The 15889-nt window shown below is 62.5% G+C and carries 12 protein-coding genes; 8 read left to right on the forward strand and 4 right to left on the reverse strand.

The window, feature by feature from the left end; all coding sequences use genetic code 11:
• The first annotated feature begins 148 nt into the window (after nucleotides 1-148).
• The gene (locus tag FJ988_RS10600) at nucleotides 149-1216 is read left to right on the forward strand and encodes an NAD(P)-dependent oxidoreductase (protein ID WP_140817192.1); all 1068 of its coding nucleotides are present in this window, start codon (nucleotides 149-151) and stop codon (nucleotides 1214-1216) included.
• Between the two features lie 10 nt (nucleotides 1217-1226).
• Entirely contained in the window at nucleotides 1227-2540 is a 1314-nt protein-coding gene (locus FJ988_RS10605) for a DUF4910 domain-containing protein (protein WP_140817195.1), read from the forward strand.
• Here the strand turns inward: FJ988_RS10605 and rfbC are convergent.
• Complete coding sequence (rfbC, locus tag FJ988_RS10610) at nucleotides 2529-3086, reverse strand: dTDP-4-dehydrorhamnose 3,5-epimerase (protein WP_181183491.1); 558 nt, start codon at nucleotides 3084-3086, stop codon at nucleotides 2529-2531. The genes FJ988_RS10605 and rfbC overlap by 12 nt on opposite strands.
• 254 nt (nucleotides 3087-3340) lie before the next feature.
• On the opposite strand from rfbC, the gene FJ988_RS10615 reads away from it, so the two are divergent.
• The 4 genes from FJ988_RS10615 to FJ988_RS10630 all read left to right on the forward strand — a co-directional run bounded on the left by FJ988_RS10615 (nucleotide 3341) and on the right by FJ988_RS10630 (nucleotide 7470).
• Nucleotides 3341-4636 (forward strand): class I SAM-dependent methyltransferase, encoded by a 1296-nt coding sequence (locus tag FJ988_RS10615; RefSeq protein ID WP_140817197.1) that lies wholly within the window; start codon nucleotides 3341-3343, stop codon nucleotides 4634-4636.
• On the forward strand, nucleotides 4633-5448 hold the full coding sequence (locus tag FJ988_RS10620) for a sugar phosphate nucleotidyltransferase (protein ID WP_140817200.1): 816 nt from the start codon (nucleotides 4633-4635) through the stop codon (nucleotides 5446-5448). Before FJ988_RS10615 ends, FJ988_RS10620 begins: the two co-directional genes overlap by 4 nt.
• On the forward strand, nucleotides 5445-6104 hold the full coding sequence (locus FJ988_RS10625) for a PIG-L deacetylase family protein (RefSeq protein ID WP_140817202.1): 660 nt from the start codon (nucleotides 5445-5447) through the stop codon (nucleotides 6102-6104). The genes FJ988_RS10620 and FJ988_RS10625 overlap by 4 nt, the downstream gene beginning before the upstream one ends.
• Nucleotides 6105-6423: 319 nt before the next feature.
• Nucleotides 6424-7470: a hypothetical protein gene (locus FJ988_RS10630; RefSeq protein ID WP_140817204.1), complete on the forward strand. Its 1047-nt coding sequence runs from the start codon at nucleotides 6424-6426 to the stop codon at nucleotides 7468-7470.
• A 362-nt stretch (nucleotides 7471-7832) separates the two neighbouring features.
• Here the strand turns inward: FJ988_RS10630 and FJ988_RS10635 are convergent, their stop codons facing one another.
• The 3 genes from FJ988_RS10635 to FJ988_RS10645 are packed head-to-tail and all read right to left on the reverse strand — an operon-like array spanning nucleotide 7833 to nucleotide 13302.
• Complete coding sequence (locus FJ988_RS10635) at nucleotides 7833-9563, reverse strand: tetratricopeptide repeat protein (protein WP_140817207.1); 1731 nt, start codon at nucleotides 9561-9563, stop codon at nucleotides 7833-7835.
• Between the two features lie 24 nt (nucleotides 9564-9587).
• A complete protein-coding gene (locus FJ988_RS10640) occupies nucleotides 9588-10985 on the reverse strand; it encodes an HlyD family type I secretion periplasmic adaptor subunit (protein ID WP_140817210.1) in 1398 nt (465 codons plus the stop codon).
• A gap of 25 nt (nucleotides 10986-11010) precedes the next feature.
• Nucleotides 11011-13302, reverse strand: a complete 2292-nt coding sequence (locus FJ988_RS10645; protein WP_140817254.1) for a peptidase domain-containing ABC transporter — start codon at nucleotides 13300-13302, stop codon at nucleotides 11011-11013.
• 235 nt (nucleotides 13303-13537) lie between these two features.
• Between FJ988_RS10645 and FJ988_RS30795 the strand changes: the two genes are divergently transcribed.
• On the forward strand, nucleotides 13538-14086 hold the full coding sequence (locus FJ988_RS30795) for a hypothetical protein (protein WP_181183492.1): 549 nt from the start codon (nucleotides 13538-13540) through the stop codon (nucleotides 14084-14086).
• Between the two features lie 1255 nt (nucleotides 14087-15341).
• Nucleotides 15342-15889: hypothetical protein (locus FJ988_RS31555; RefSeq protein ID WP_407067846.1), on the forward strand; the 548-nt coding region annotated here is incomplete at its 3' end.

Here is a 15889-nt window from a genome sequence, read left to right on the forward strand (position 1 = left end):
AAGCCGACCAGGACGTCGTGACGCCGTCAATCTGCGGAAACTCGCGCACATGGCCGACAGACCTAAACCCCTCATCCGATTGGGTCAGTCGCCTTGAGACAAAATCGTGCGAAGGTCGATCAGCGCCATGCATTCCGCAGGAGGAACAATGCGAGTTCTGGTTACGGGCCATCAAGGCTATATCGGCTCCGTGATGGTGCCCATGCTGATCGCCGCGGGGCACGACGTCATAGGTTACGACGCCAATCTGTACGAGCGCTGCACCTTTGCCCCCGCGGGCAAGCTCGCCAACATTCCAAGCATTTGCAAGGACGTGCGCGATGCAAGCCACGAGGACTTCGTCAACGTCGAGGCCGTCATCCACCTTGCAGCGCTTTCCAACGACCCGCTCGGCAACCTGAACCCCGACATAACCTTCGCGATCAATCACCGCGCAAGCGTTCGGGTAGCCCAGGTCGCCAAGGAAGCCGGCGTGCGACGCTTCCTGTTCGCCTCCTCCTGCAGCAACTACGGGGTATCCGAAAGCGATCTGATCGATGAGACCGGCGACCTCAATCCCGTCACGGCTTATGGAAAGTCCAAGGTTCTGGCGGAACGGGACATCTCGGCACTGGCAGATGGTAATTTCTGCCCCGTCTATTTTCGGCCGGCGACCGCCTACGGCGTCTCGCCGCGCCTGCGCTTCGATATCGTGCTCAACAACCTGATGGCATGGGCTGTTTCGGAAAAGCTGCTCTATCTCAAATCGGATGGAACGCCCTGGCGACCGCTCGTGCATATCGAGGACATATCCCGAGCCTTCATTGCAGGTCTTGCCGCACCGACCGAAGCGGTCTGGAACCAGGCGTTCAACGTTGGGTCAACGGAGCACAACTACCGGATCCGCGACATCGCGGAGATCGTCACCGAAGTCGTCCCCGGCTGCCAACTCACCTTCGCCAGCGACGCTGGGCCGGACAAGCGCTCGTACCGTGTCGACTTCAGCAAGCTTGCTCGCGTGCTGCCCGACGCTTTGCCGCGACACAACGCTCGAAGCGGGGCTGAGCAACTCCTCAACGTGCTCAAGTCGTCGCGACTGACGCCCGGCGAATTCGAGGGTCCACGCTATCAGCGGATCGCTCATATCAAGCATTTGATGGCGACTGGCGTGATCGCCCAAGATCTTCGCCGCGTAGCGCATAGCCAGGCAAAAATTCCGGCCGCTATGCTGCAGTAGCGACGGCGATATGGACGACGGCGCTCAACAACTGGTGAATAATTCTGCCCAATTGGGCGAGAATATCTACGAACTTGCCAGAGAGCTTTTCCCGATCGCCCGCAGCATCACCGGTCCCGGCGTTCGCGAGACGCTGCGCGTTTTGTCGCGTCATCTGCCGATCGAAGTGCACGAGGTTGCGACGGGAACGCCAGTCTTCGACTGGGTGATCCCAAACGAATGGATCATCCGCGAGGCCTATATCGACGACGAAAAAGGCAATCGGATCGTCGATTTCCGGGATTCCAATCTTCATGTCCTGAATTACAGCGTTCCGGTCGACAAGGTGGTGAGCCTCGCCGAGTTGAAGGAGAATGTTTTCACGCTACCGGAGCAACCCGACCTTATTCCCTACCGGACATCCTATTATGCGGAACGGTGGGGATTCTGCATGTCGCACAATCTCCTGACGTCGCTTCCGGAAGGTCGCTATCGCGTTCACATCGACAGCGAACTCAGACAAGGCGCGCTGACATACGGCGAATATCTCCATACCGGCACGAGCGACCGCGAGTTCCTGCTGACCACCCATATCTGTCATCCCTCGATGGCGAACGACAATTGCTCGGGCCTGGCTTTGCTGACGGTCCTGGCAGGGAAACTCCGCGCACGTCGGACACGCTATAGCTATCGTTTCCTCTTCATTCCCGGGACTATCGGCTCCCTGGCATGGCTTGCGGCCAATGAGGACAAGATCCCCCGGATCGACCACGGGCTTGTGGTCTCGTGCGTCGGCGACGGCCAAGGCCCTACCTACAAACGGAGCCGGCGCGGTGAGGCGTTCATCGACCGGGCGATGGCGCATGTGCTTTCCCATCTCCCGGGCCAATCCGCCAAGGTGATCGACTTCAGTCCGTACGGCTACGACGAGCGCCAGTTCTGCTCGCCCGGCTTCAACATGCCCGTCGGCCTATTCCAACGCGGTGCCCACGGCACCTTCCCGCAATATCACACCTCCGCCGACAATCTTGATTTCATTCGTGCTGAGCATCTGGCGCATTCGTACGAGATGCTTGCGGACGTAATCGACGTCGTCGAGGAAGACTGGGTTCCTCTCAACCTCAGCCCCAAGGGCGAGCCCCAGCTTGGCCGGCGCGGACTATACGCGGCGCTTGGAGGCCTTCACGCTTCCAGCCATGGGGCAATGCCAATGCTATGGGTTCTCAACCTGGCGGACGGCAGCAATTCGCTGCTCGCGATGGCCGAGCGGTCCGGACTCCCCTTCGCCGAGATCGCCGCCGCCGCCCGGCTTTTGCGCGAGCACGGGCTGTTGTCAGCTCATTAGCTCCGCGGGGCGCGCTTCAGCTGTGAGCAGCGGCCAATGCCTGTCGCGATCCGACAATGTGCTGGGTGGAGCAGGCCAGTCGATCGCCAGGCAGGGATCGTCGAACCGTAGGCCGCTCGCCGATCCCGGCGCATAAAACTCCGAAATCATGTAACTCACCGTCGCGTCGGGCCCGAGTGTCTGAAAGCCATGGGCAAAACCACTCGGTATATAGAGCATGTGGCGGTTACTGGCCGTCAGCTCAAATCCCTCCCATTTCAGATAGCTCGGCGATTGCGGGCGCAGGTCGACAATGACGTCGTAGATGGAGCCTGCGATACAACTGACCAGTTTTACCTCCGCATGAGGCGGATTCTGAAAGTGCATGCCGCGCAACGTGTGCTTGTGCTGCGAATAGGACATGCTGTTCTGAACGAAGCTGGTCGTCAGACCGTGCTCGGCAAATTCCGAGACGCAGAAGGTACGCGCAAAAAACCCACGCTCGTCCCAAATGGGTTCTGGTTCGACCAACATTGGTCCGCTGAGCGAAGACGGATGAAAACGCACGCAAAGCTCCTATCGACGATCCTCAGCCTACACTGCCGGCGATGCATCTCAGCAAAGCTATCCTTGCAGTGGTCTCTACAAAAACTGCTGCCCACTCAACAATACATGATCAAAAAGGGCGCTCGCGTACCTCTTCCGGGTCAACCCGGGCTGCATCTCATTCGATTTGACTAACCCATCTCCCAGAATACCAAGTCGGTGGCTCTCGCTGTCTGGTTCAAGGTCACAGCAGATAAAATACGGGGTTGGGTCCGATGAATTTTCATGCAGCTGACGCGCGCCGCCAACACGTGGCCGTTGAACACGATCGACGTTGCCGGCTCTGTGCAGCGCCCCTTCGTCATACATTTGTCGATCTGGGGATGTCGCCGCCCTGCGAAAGTTTCATACCGCCGGACCAGTTGGGCAACGCCGAAGCCTACTATCCGCTTCACGTGATGGCTTGTGAGGAATGCTTCCTGGTGCAGTTGCCGGAGCATGTTACTCCGCAAGAGATATTCACCGAATACGCCTATTTTTCATCCTATTCCACAAGCTGGGTCGCGCACGCGAAACGCTATTGCGACTACGCTGCGGCGCGCTTCGGGCTCGGACAAGACAGCCTGGTCGTCGAACTGGCCAGCAATGACGGCTATCTGCTGCAGCATTTCCAGCCGCTGGGGGTTCCGACACTCGGCATCGAGCCCGCGGCGAACGTCGCGCAAGCCGCGATCGCCAAGGGCGTGCCGACGCGTGTCGACTTCTTCGGCGTCGGCCTGGCGCGCGAGCTCATCAGCGAAGGCAAGCAGGCCGATCTCATCGTCGGCAACAATGTTCTGGCGCAGGTTCCAGACCTCAACGACTTCGTGGCCGGCATCGCGCTGCTGCTCAAGCCGCAGGGTGTGGTGACCCTTGAATTCCCGCACATCGAGCGGCTCATCGACGAAAACCAGTTCGACACGATCTATCACGAGCATTTCTCCTATTTCTCGCTGACGACGATCGACGTGATGGCTACCAGGCACGGCCTCAAGGTCTTCGACGTAGAGGAACTGCCCACGCATGGAGGCTCGCTGCGTGTCTATTTGGCGCGAACAGACAGTGTTCACCGCCCGTCGCCGGCGGTGGCTGGATTGCTCGAGCGAGAGGCGACCGGCGGCCTCAGACAAATGAAGACCTACACCTCATTCGCCGATCGCGCCCATGGCGCCAAGCGCGCCCTGCTCAGCTTCCTTATTTCGGCGAAGAACGAAGGCAAGACGATCTGCGGCTATGGGGCGCCCGGCAAGGGCAACACGCTGCTTAACTATTGCGCGATCGGCCCCGACTTTGTGGACTTCACGGTCGACCGCAATCCCTACAAGCACGGACGCTTCACGCCCGGGATGCACATTCCGATCAAGCCCGTCGAGGCCATTGAGGAGGCCAAGCCGGACTACATCCTGATCCTGCCATGGAACCTGAAGGACGAGATCGTGAGACAGATGTCGCACGTGGCGGCATGGGGCGCGAAATTCATCGTGCCAATCCCCTTCGTCAAGGTGATAGATCCCGCGGAGTACCAGCCATGAAAGTCGTTCTTTTCTGCGGCGGGCTTGGTACCCGCATTCGCGATTATTCCGAAGCGGTGCCCAAGCCGATGATCCCGCTCGGCCCGCAGCCGATCCTGCGCCATGTGATGCAATACTATAGCGACTACGGGCACGAGGACTTTATCCTTTGCCTTGGCTACAAGGCAAACGTCGTCAAGGATTTCTTTCTCAACAGCCGGCCGCAGATGTTCGCCGACTGCGTGGTTACCGGCGACGGTCGCGATGTCAGGCTCCTGGATGACAGTCACAAGGACTGGCAAGTTACACTCATCGACACAGGCATCTGGCGCAACATCGGCGAACGGCTCTGGGCCGCCCGTGATCTGGTTCGGGGCGAAGAGATGTTCCTGGCCAACTATAGCGACGGGCTCACGGACGTCGACCTCGACGACATGGAGCGCCAGTTCCGGGCGAGCGGAAAGCTCGCCTGCTTCCTCGCTGTGCCCCCGCCGGTCACCTATCATTTCGCGGATATCGCCGAGGACGGCCACGTGCGCGAGTTCCGCAACTCCACGGGCTCGGATATCTGGATCAATGGCGGGTATTTTATGTTCAGGCCGGAAATCTTCGATTTCATGCGCGAGGGCGAAGAACTCGTGCTTGAACCTTTCCGCAGGCTGATCGAGGCGGATATGCTGATGGCCTACAAGCATAAAGGCTTCTGGCGCGCCATGGACACGTTGCGCGACTGGCAGGTGCTTGAGGACATGGTTGAAAAAGGCAACATGCCCTGGAACCGGCAGATGCGCGAGCGGACCGGAAAAACCGGACTTGCAGTCGCCAGATCATGAGGGCCCTGTCGCTCGGAGGCGCCCAGGACAATCTGTGCGTACTTTGTCTTGGCGCCCATTCCGACGATATCGAGATCGGCGCTGGAGGGACACTTTTGTCCCTTGTTGCCAGCGGCGCAAAGCTTGACCTGCACTGGATTGTGTTGAGCGGACGCGGGGCCCGGGCCGAGGAGGCTCGCGCGTCGGCGCATGGCTTCCTCGAAGGGGTAGCGGATCCCACCGTGACGATCGCCGACTTCGATGACAGCTATTTTCCGACTCAAGAGCGGGAAATCAAGGAATGGCTTGCGTCCCAGGCGAAAGGAGTGAAGCCCGACCTGATCTTCACCCACCGCCGGGATGATGCGCACCAAGATCATCGGGAGGTCAACAGGATCACCTGGAACCTCTTTCGGGATCACCTTATCCTCGAATATGAGATCCCCAAATGGGACGGCGACCTGGGCCAGCCAAACTTCTACATGCCGCTGTCGGAAGCCCAGATGCAGCGCAAAATCGAACTGCTTCTTGCCCACTTCAGCAGCCAGCGATCCAAGGATTGGTTCGACGCGGACACGTTTCGTGGCCTGGCACGGTTGCGCGGCATGGAGTGCCGCGCCAAGGACGGATTTGCGGAGGGGTTCGTGGTTCGAAAGGCTGCCTGGACCCTCGGTTAAAGCGGAGCGACCGCAAACGACGGGCATGATCCCGTCTGGACAGGATCGCTTCAACCAGCTGTCACGACATAACCAGGAGCATCAAACCCTCCTCCAAACGAGGTAGGTCGACCGAAAATCTCGCGCACATTTTCGCCACAAATCAGGCGATTTGGCCTACAGCGTACTCGCCGCGGAAACTGTTAATATTACAGCAGAATTCGCGGTTGCGAAAAGATAACAACCCTAGTCGACATGTCGCCTCAACATTATCGGTCCGAGCCCCATGGAGAATGCCCGCGAGCGAACCCAGCCTTATGACGATGCGTGGGGGCGCCCTGTGAACAGCACTTCGCAGCCGGAAGACGAAGATTCCGGTCATGGTACCGAGGTCGACCGCGCAGCGGTCGTCGATGCCATCCGCGAATGCATTGAAAAGTTTCAGCTCGATCTCGACGGACAGGTGGTGGTTACCGGAGCCGGGTTTGGCTCAGAGGCGATCACGGCAACCGCAGCGGCGCTCGCCGGCGCCCGAAGCGTTTTTGCGCTTACAGCGGAGCGAAAGAAGCATGCCAGAAGTCCAGCTACCTCCTGGGACGCGTTGGACCTCGCCACCCATGCCGGGCAGTCGGCCAGGCTGGAGATAATGCGACGAATGCATCCCCATCACTGGAATGACGTCGACATTCTTGTGAGCTGCCCCCGGACACGGCCAATATCAAGGTCGACCGTCGAGTACCTCCGACCAAATTCGGTCGTGGCCCTCATGGCCGAGCCATGGGAACTCTCTCCCGAGATGGTGGACCTCAACGCCTGCTGCGAGATGCAGGTCAAAGTCGCCGCGCCAAATCTAGAGAACCCGACCATAAACCTGCTTCCCGATCTAGCCCGGCTGTGCTGTCGACTGGTGCACGACGCAGGCATAAACGCCCGCGATACGAGAATCGCCGTCCTGTGCGACACCCCTTGCAGGCGTTACATAGAAGATGCCCTGATCGAGCTAGGTGCGAGAGTGACGGTGTTTGCTCACCCGCAGATGCTAGTGCCGGAAATGTGGGACGCTGTCGTGGTTGCATTGCGGCCGGCTGAGAAACCGTCGATGGACATCAACGGGCTTGCCCGAGTATTCGAAGCCGCTCGTGGGAGCCTGCTCATTCAATTCAGCGGTGAGATCGACCGCCTGGCTGCCCGGTATTTCGGTCTTCGCGTCTGGCCGCCGCGAAAGCCAGGGCGCGGCCAACTCGGCATTGCGCCAGAACTTCTCGGTTGGAACCCGACGATCCGCAGGATTGTCGGCGGCCTCAAGGCAGCAGAGATGGCGCGGCGTGGGGCGGACATGCACCGTGAGAGCGTCGGCTTCATCGCCAGCGCGATTGCAGGAGTGTGAGCGGGTCTCCCTCCGCAATTGGGTAAAAACAAGGAGGTCGGGCGGTTCGCCGTTTCCGTGAAACGGTGAACCGTGGCCAAACTGACGCACACGCGACAGTAAAGGTACGTTCAAGCCAGGCGCCGCGATTGCGTCCTTAAGACCAATGCGCTTTCGACTCGGACCATTTTGGTGGGGCGCAATTCGATTCAATGTCGCAAGATGCCTATAGCAAGGCCATGTGCCACCAAACTGGCCAAGCGACCAGACGGACCAGGCCCATCGTCGCAGCCGCACCAGGACGACGATGGGCCTGGCCGAACGGCGCAGCAAATCACCACAAGTGCCAGGACCATGCGGTCCCGAAACAAGGTGCAACGCTCTCAAGCCAACTCGATATCAGCCAATTCATCAGTGGCCTCGTGGACACCTTGAGAGGCTGCCCGTTCGAGCCACACCCGGGCAGCGGCGGGATTGCGCTCGCCGGCGACACCCCTGGAGAGATAGCGGCCCAGCATGAGTTGCGCGTGCCCATGCCCCCCCTCGGCGGCGGCCGCGAACCATTTCTGTGCCGCCTCACGATCGAGAGACAGGCCTTGGCCGGACTCGTACAGCGCGCCGAGGGCAAACATCGCACTGACATGACCCGCTAAAGCCGCCCGCTCGAACAACCGCGCCGCCACCGCGGGTTCCGGCAGGCCGCCTCGTCCATTGAGCAGCATTTCCGCCAAGGCAACCTGCGCGTCCGGGAAGCCGGCTTGGGCCGCCCGCTTGAACCACAGACGAGCCTGTTTTGGGTCCGGCGGCACACCGCGCCCGTCTTGCAGGGCTCGCGCGTACATATACTGCGCCTCGGGAACCCCTTCGGCGGCGCGCCTCAACCACTGCACCGCTTGCGTCTCGTCCTGGCTGACGCCAACGCCGTTGGCGAAACAGAGCCCTAGATTGAACGCCGCAACCAGGTCGCCGGCATTTGCAGCCGCTTCGAACCAGCGAGCAACGCTTGCACGGTCGACCGGTTCGCCCGACCCTTCGAGAACGAGATTCGCCAGGTCGGTCCGCGCTTCCAGGTTTCCGCCTTCGGCCGCCGCCCGGAGCCAGCGGGCACCCTCCTCCGGATCCTGCGCTACACCGTTTCCGGTAAGATATAACGAGGCCAGCGCTCGGGACGCGGCTTGATGACCGGCCTCTGCTGCCTTCCGATACCATGCCGCGGCCTCTACGAAGTCCTGTCTCCCGCCTTGCACGTGGCGTTCGCCCAGAAGATACGCTGCCTCCACATTACCCGCGAGCGCGGCACGGCGCATCCACGCTTCGCCGGCATCCGGGTCGGGTTCGACCAGTCCGCCCTCGATCAGCGCCAGCCCCAGTCGGAACTGAGCGGCGCTCAAGCCTGCTTCGGCAGCTTCCTGGTAGAGCCGAGTGGCTTCCGGCAGATTGCGCTCCACGCCCATTCCCCGCTCGTTGAGCACCGCCAGGAGATAGATCGCGGTCGGCAAGCCGGCGCTGGCGGCCTGCCGAACGGCGCTCACGATCATGCCTCGTTTGGCGGGATCGCCAAGCCGGGCGAGCGAAAGGGCTAGCCCGAGAGCTCCTTCGGCAGAGCCGCCGGCAGCCGATCTCTCGTACCAGTGAAGTGCAGCATCTGCATCGCGCATCCGCTCCGGACCGCTGGTGAGGATATAGCCAAGGATGGCTTGCCCGGCCGCGGAGCCTGCAGCAGCCGCCTTCTGCGCAACGGCGAGCGCGGCCGCAAAGTCCGGCTCGCCGGTGGAATCGCGATCGAACAGGCGTTGCGATTGCCCGCCCGGTTCATCTTGCGCCGAGGCAAGCCCACTCACGTAGAGAGCAGCCAGAAGCGATTGCGCTTCGACGTTTCCATGTTCGGCTGCCCGCTTGAGCCAGCGCGCACCTTCCAGCCGGCTGGCAGGCACACCTGTTCCTTCGAGATAGCTCCGAGCTACTCTGTACTCGGCCTCAACGATCCCGGCGCGAGCCGCGACACTCATCAACGCAAAGGCTTCGGCAACCCTGCCGTCGTCGGCGAGTTTGACCGCCCGGCGAAATGCGACTGCCGGGGATGCTATGCTTGCGAGCCTATCAAATATTGCCATCAGTCAAAAACCTGCTGCTGGCCATTACGGCTCCCGCATCGCTTCCTGGCTGACCGGGAGCATCGCGCCGAGAATGTACTTCAGCACGGTTCTCCGGCCGACCTTGACATCGGCTGTGACCGGCATGCCGGGCGTAACTGCAAACCCGGCTGGCACATCGTGCAGGGCGACCTGATCGAGTGAAATCCGCGTCCGATAGAAAGGTTCGGAGGGGAGCATGGCCAGCGCGTTGTTCGGATCCCGCGCCTGTTCCTGCGCCGAAAACGAATCCGGGCTTAGCGACCGTACCGTCCCGTGGGCGAGGCCGTATTGCGAATAAGGGAAGGTGTCGAACTTGATGACGACCGGATCGCCGACATGCACGAAGCCACTGCTTCGCCCGACGATGTTCGTCTCGATCTCGAGCGGCGCGTCGGCCGGCACCAGCGTGAAGAAGCGTTCGCCCGATTGCAGGACGGAACCGACCGAAACTTTCGCCACGGATTGAACGATGGCATCCGACTCGCTCTTGAGCTCGACCAGCTGTTTGCGGAGCTTCGCCTTGTTGAGCAGTTCGCGGGCATCGGACATTCGCGCGCTCGCGTCCGAAAGGCTCTGAGAAACGTCGGCTCGCCAGCCCTGAATGAAACTGTCGCGATCCGCTGCTACCGCGGCCTGCTGGCGTTTGGCGGCTTCCGCGGTCTGCTCGGCGTTGCCGAGCGCCCTCGACATCTCTACGCTGTTGTCTTCGGCCAGCAGCGTGTTGAGACGACTCCCCACCTGCCGCGCTTCGAGTTGCTTGCGCATCTGCTCGATCGAAGCCGCGACGGCCAGGCGCTGGCGGTAGCCGTCGGCGTCCGACTGCGACCGCGAGATCACCGAGGTCAGCTCATCGTGCTGGCGGTCGAAATTCTCGACCTTTGCGTCATAGACTGCCTTGCGGCGCTCGAATATCGACGCCTGCAGGGTCCAGCTGGGATCCAGGCCGTCATAGCTGAATGCCTGGCCCGCCGCCTCCGCCTTCAAACGGGCCACCTCTGCCTCGAGCGTCGACACTTGCGTGGCCAATGCAGCAAGGTCCGCCGACGCGAAGGTGGCATCCAGGCGGGCAAGTATCTGGCCAGCCTTGACGCGCTGTCCTTCGCGCACCTCAATGGAGCGGACAATCGCCGTCTCGAGCGGCTGCACGACGATGTTCGGCGATTGCGAAACCACGAGCCCGCGCGTCGTCACCACCTGGTCGACCGGTATCAGCCAGGCGAGCACGATCAGCGCAATGACGAGGCTGAAGATGATCCATACGATGCCGCGCGCTACCAGCGGGATCGGCGCATTTGCGACGGCAGTCGACGGCCATTGAAATTCGAGTATTGCCGGAGTCGTCGGGTCGGGGCTCTTGATGCGCCAACGCGAAGATGGAGCTGTGAGAGAGGTGCTGCTCATCGGCTGGCCGGTCCTCGATACATGCTCATATCAACCTGGGCGGCACGACGGTCGGGCGAGCGCCTCGTCCATCGAGATGCCGGTTCTGCTGCGACCACAGCTGGCGATACACGGAGCATCGCTCGAGCAGCGTCGCATGCGGCGCGACATCGAGAACCTTGCCCTGGTCCATGACAAGAATCTGGTCGCATTCGGTCAGCGAGGCAAGACGATGCGAGACGATGATCATCGTGCGGCCGCTGGCGATGCGCATCAGGTTGGCGTTGACCACGGCTTCGCTTTCCGGGTCGAGAGCGCTGGTCGCCTCGTCGAGAATGAGGATCGTCGGGTCGTGAATGAGAGCACGCGCAATCGCCAGGCGCTGCTTCTGACCCCCGGACAGGTTGGGCGAGCCCTCCTCTATGTAAGTATCGTAGCCGTTGGGCATCCGTTCGATGAATTCCTCAGCGCCGGCAAGATGCGCAGCGCGCATCGCATCCGAAAGCGTAAGGCCGCTGCGCCCGGCGATGATGTTGTCACGGATCGAGCCGCGGAACAGGAAGTTGTCCTGCAGCACCACGCCAAGGCCCCTGCGCAGATGACGCAGGTTGATCTCCTTGAGGTCGACCCCGTCGAGTTTGAGGAAGCCCGTATAGTCGCGGTTGATGCCTTGCAGGAGGCGCGCGATGGTCGACTTTCCCGACCCGCTGCGTCCCACGATCCCGAACATGGTGCCGGCCGGGACATCGAAGCTCACACGATCGAGCGCGGGCGTCTTGGTGCCGGTGTAACTGAAGCTCAGGTCGCTGAACGTGATCCGGCCGCGCAGCTTTGGCCGCAGACCGACGGCGTTCGAACTCGTTTCCGAAGGCCGGTTGAGCACCGAGGCGACCTCGCCGATCGCCGCCCCGACCTCCTCATAGTCCTCGACCAATCGCGCCAGTCCGACCAGTGGCTGCGCCACGCGCTGGGAGATCATCATGAATGCAAACAGGCCGCCGACCATGTAGCCGGAACTGTCGTTCATCGCCAGATAGGCGCCGATGAGCATGGTGCCGAGCACCATCACCCGCTCGATCGGCGTGACCAGTGTTTGCGGCCAATTGGCAAGCCGCCCAAATGCCAGGCGCGCTTTTCCCGCTTCCGCCACGCGGTCGTCCCAGAGCGCCTTGCGCTGAGGCTCGAGGCCAAGCGCCTTGACGGTCTTGATCCCTACAACGGTTTCACCGATCGCAGCAGACTTCCAGGTCTCGGCCTCGACCACTTGCTTGTATCTGCCGCGCAGGGGCTTGAGGAAGGCAAGGATGATCAGCATGATCACGACCGCGCAAGCGACCACGATCCAGGCAAGCGCGCTGTTGACATAAAACATCACCGGCACAAGCACGCAAAGCGTGATCAAATCCAAAAGCGTGCTCAGCAGCTTTCCCGTCATGAACTCGCGGATGCGATAGATCTGAGCGAGATGGTACATCGTCTCGCCGGCCGGATGGCGCTCGAAATAATCGAGCGGCAGCCGCAGGAGCCGGCCAAAAACATGCAACTGCAACTTGGTATCCAAGCGTGCGCCGACGACATTGATGATCAAGCGCCGCGCGTGCCCAAGCAGCGTCTCGTAGGCAAACACGACGCCGATAACCGCCGACAGCAGCACCAGCGTCGATATGCTGTTGAACTGCAGCACCTTGTTCACAACCGTCATGACGATGAGCGGAGGCAGGATGGTCAGGACGCTGAGCGTAATGGACGCGATGCCAATATCGCGCAGCGGCCGGCCCTCCAGCCGCACAAGCTCCGCCAGCCATTTGAGCGTGAAGGGCGCATCGGCCGGAACATAGGAGCGAGCCGCGCGCAACAGCACCGCTTCGCCGGTCCACACCTGCGACAGCCGCAATTCATCAATTGCGACGGGGCCATCTGTCTCAGGCGCATCGACATTCTTGAGGAAGACGACGTTTCGTTCGGCACTGGCTCCGGCGAGAAGAACGGCACCGCCATCACCGAGCAGAAGGACAACCGGCCCAGCGTCGTGAAAACGCAGCAAATGCGACCAGCGTATGCGCACGGCACGCGACCACATGCCAGCGTTTGCGGCCCATTCGGACAAGTCCGCAGCGGTCGCGCCGGCGCCCTTGAATTCGTTAGGATCGAGCTCCACGCCGTGATAGCGAGCGGCCCGCAGCATCGCCCTCAGCCGCGGGTTCAGATGGTCGATCTCGGCCGGGCCGCCCGGGACGAACGCTGCTGCGCTGCCCGCGGTCGCCTTGGCAACGCCGGCATCGGCTTCGGCAGGTACCGGAACAGCCTTGATCCCGGGATTCGAGGGCACGCTCACCATGAACTCTTCATCCACCACGCAAACGAGTGTCAGGGGCATCCTCAACCGGGACGCTTAGTCCAAGTCACCCGCAACCTCCTTATACCCTGAGCGGGCCGTCCTTGCGACCCTCGCAACCCGACTTACTTCCAAATGGTGAACGCGCGGGCCGTCTTTTGAAGGAGCCCGCGCGTTCCGTGTTTGCGTCTTGAACCGGCGGCGATCCGTAACCGCCGGTTCGGCTTTGCTCTCACCCTTGCGGCTTCAGCAGATCCTTCAGGATCGACTTGGCCGTGTGATCGCTGTCGGTATGGCCCACGCCAGACTTGGTCGTATCCAGGTTCGGGTCAGTGCTCGCGCCGCCGCCCTTGCCTTGGTTGCCAAACCCACTGACCTTGCCGAGGGCGCCAAGCAGATCGGCCGCGACCGAACCGCCAGCCATTCCGACGAGGGAACGGAGCGACGTGTAATCGCCGTTGCCGCCGCCATTGCCGCCGGAACCGGACGACAGGAATTGCTTGGTGTCCTTGAGACCAAGCGTGCTGGCCGTGACATTGGCCTTGTTGCCGCCGCCGTTTCCGTTGCCCTGACCACCGGCAGAGTTGCCCTGACCCTGATGGGAGCCGTTGTCGCCATTGTTGTGGTCGCCGGAATTGCCAGGCGGTGGCTGCTCGCCATTGCCGTGCCCGTTGTTGCCGTGCTGGCCACCGTGGTCGCCGGTTCCACCGCCCGGGCCGGTCGGTCCGGTAGATCCTGTCGGACCGGCCGAACCCGTTGCGCCGGTAGCGCCGGTGGCACCCGTTGAGCCGGTGGCACCTGTTGAGCCAGTCGCTCCGGTGGCACCTGTTGCACCTGTGGCACCGGTTGCGCCAGTTGAGCCTGTTGCTCCAGTTGCTCCGGTATCGCCGGTTGCTCCAGTTGCGCCCGTTGCGCCGGTGTCACCAGTCGCTCCGGTTGCTCCAGTGGCACCGGTCGAGCCTGTGGCACCAGTGGCTCCAGTCGCTCCGGTAGCCCCGGTCGCACCAGTAGCTCCAGTATCGCCGGTTGCACCCGTGGCGCCGGTAGCGCCAGTGGCCCCTGTTGCTCCTGTCGCTCCGGTATCGCCAGTCGCTCCCGTGGCGCCGGTCGCACCAGTAGCTCCAGTTGCACCAGTATCGCCAGTCGCTCCAGTTGCACCGGTCGAGCCAGTCGCACCGGTGGCCCCAGTGGCACCTGTCGAGCCGGTTGCTCCGGTCGAGCCAGTCGCACCCGTGGCGCCTGTTGCCCCGGTCGAGCCTGTTGCGCCCGTGGCACCCGTTGCTCCGGTATCACCAGTCGCTCCGGTTGCGCCAGTGGCACCTGTCGAGCCAGTCGCACCGGTGGCCCCAGTGGCACCCGTCGAGCCTGTGGCACCAGTCGAGCCTGTTGCGCCCGTGGCTCCAGTTGCACCCGTCGAGCCAGTCGCACCGGTTGAGCCCGTGCTACCCGTGGCACCGGTCGAACCCGTCGAGCCTGTGGCACCAGTCGAGCCAGTTGCGCCGGTCGAACCAGTCGCCCCAGTCGAGCCGGTTGCTCCAGTCGAGCCAGTCGCACCGGTGGAGCCCGTGGCACCCGTGGCTCCGGTCGAACCCGTCGAGCCTGTGGCACCTGTCGAGCCTGTTGCACCCGTTGCTCCGGTATCACCAGTCGCACCGGTCGAGCCTGTGGCACCTGTCGAGCCAGTCGCACCGGTGGCCCCAGTGGCACCTGTCGAGCCGGTTGCTCCAGTCGAGCCAGTTGCGCCAGTCGCCCCAGTCGCCCCAGTCGAGCCGGTTGCTCCGGTCGAGCCAGTCGCACCGGTGGCCCCAGTGGCACCCGTCGAGCCTGTGGCACCAGTGGCACCCGTCGAGCCTGTGGCACCAGTCGAGCCGGTTGCTCCAGTCGAGCCAGTCGCACCGGTTGAGCCCGTGGCACCCGTGGCTCCGGTCGAACCCGTCGAGCCTGTGGCACCTGTCGAGCCTGTTGCACCCGTTGCTCCGGTATCACCAGTCGCACCGGTCGAGCCTGTGGCACCTGTCGAGCCAGTCGCACCGGTGGCCCCAGTGGCACCTGTCGAGCCGGTTGCTCCAGTCGAGCCAGTTGCGCCAGTCGCCCCAGTCGCCCCAGTCGAGCCGGTTGCTCCGGTCGAGCCAGTCGCACCGGTGGCCCCAGTGGCACCCGTCGAGCCTGTGGCACCAGTGGCACCCGTCGAGCCTGTGGCACCAGTCGAGCCGGTTGCTCCAGTCGAGCCAGTCGCACCGGTTGAGCCCGTGGCACCCGTGGCTCCGGTCGAACCCGTCGAGCCTGTGGCACCTGTCGAGCCAGTTGCGCCGGTCGAGCCTGTTGCGCCCGTGGCACCCGTTGCTCCTGTGGAACCCGTCGCACCTGTGGCTCCAGTTGCACCCGTGGAGCCGGTCGAGCCCGTGGCGCCGGTAGCGCCGGTCGATCCGGTTGCGCCAGTATCACCCGTGGCACCGGTTGCTCCAGTTGCACCTGTCGAGCCGGTTGCACCGGTCGAACCAGTCGCACCGGTCGAGCCCGTGGCACCTGTTGCGCCAGTCGCACCTGTCGAACCGGTTGCTCCGGTGTCGCCCGTGGCACCGGTAGCGCC

This window comes from Mesorhizobium sp. CU3, assembly GCF_006442965.1.
Classification (GTDB): domain Bacteria; phylum Pseudomonadota; class Alphaproteobacteria; order Rhizobiales; family Rhizobiaceae; genus Mesorhizobium.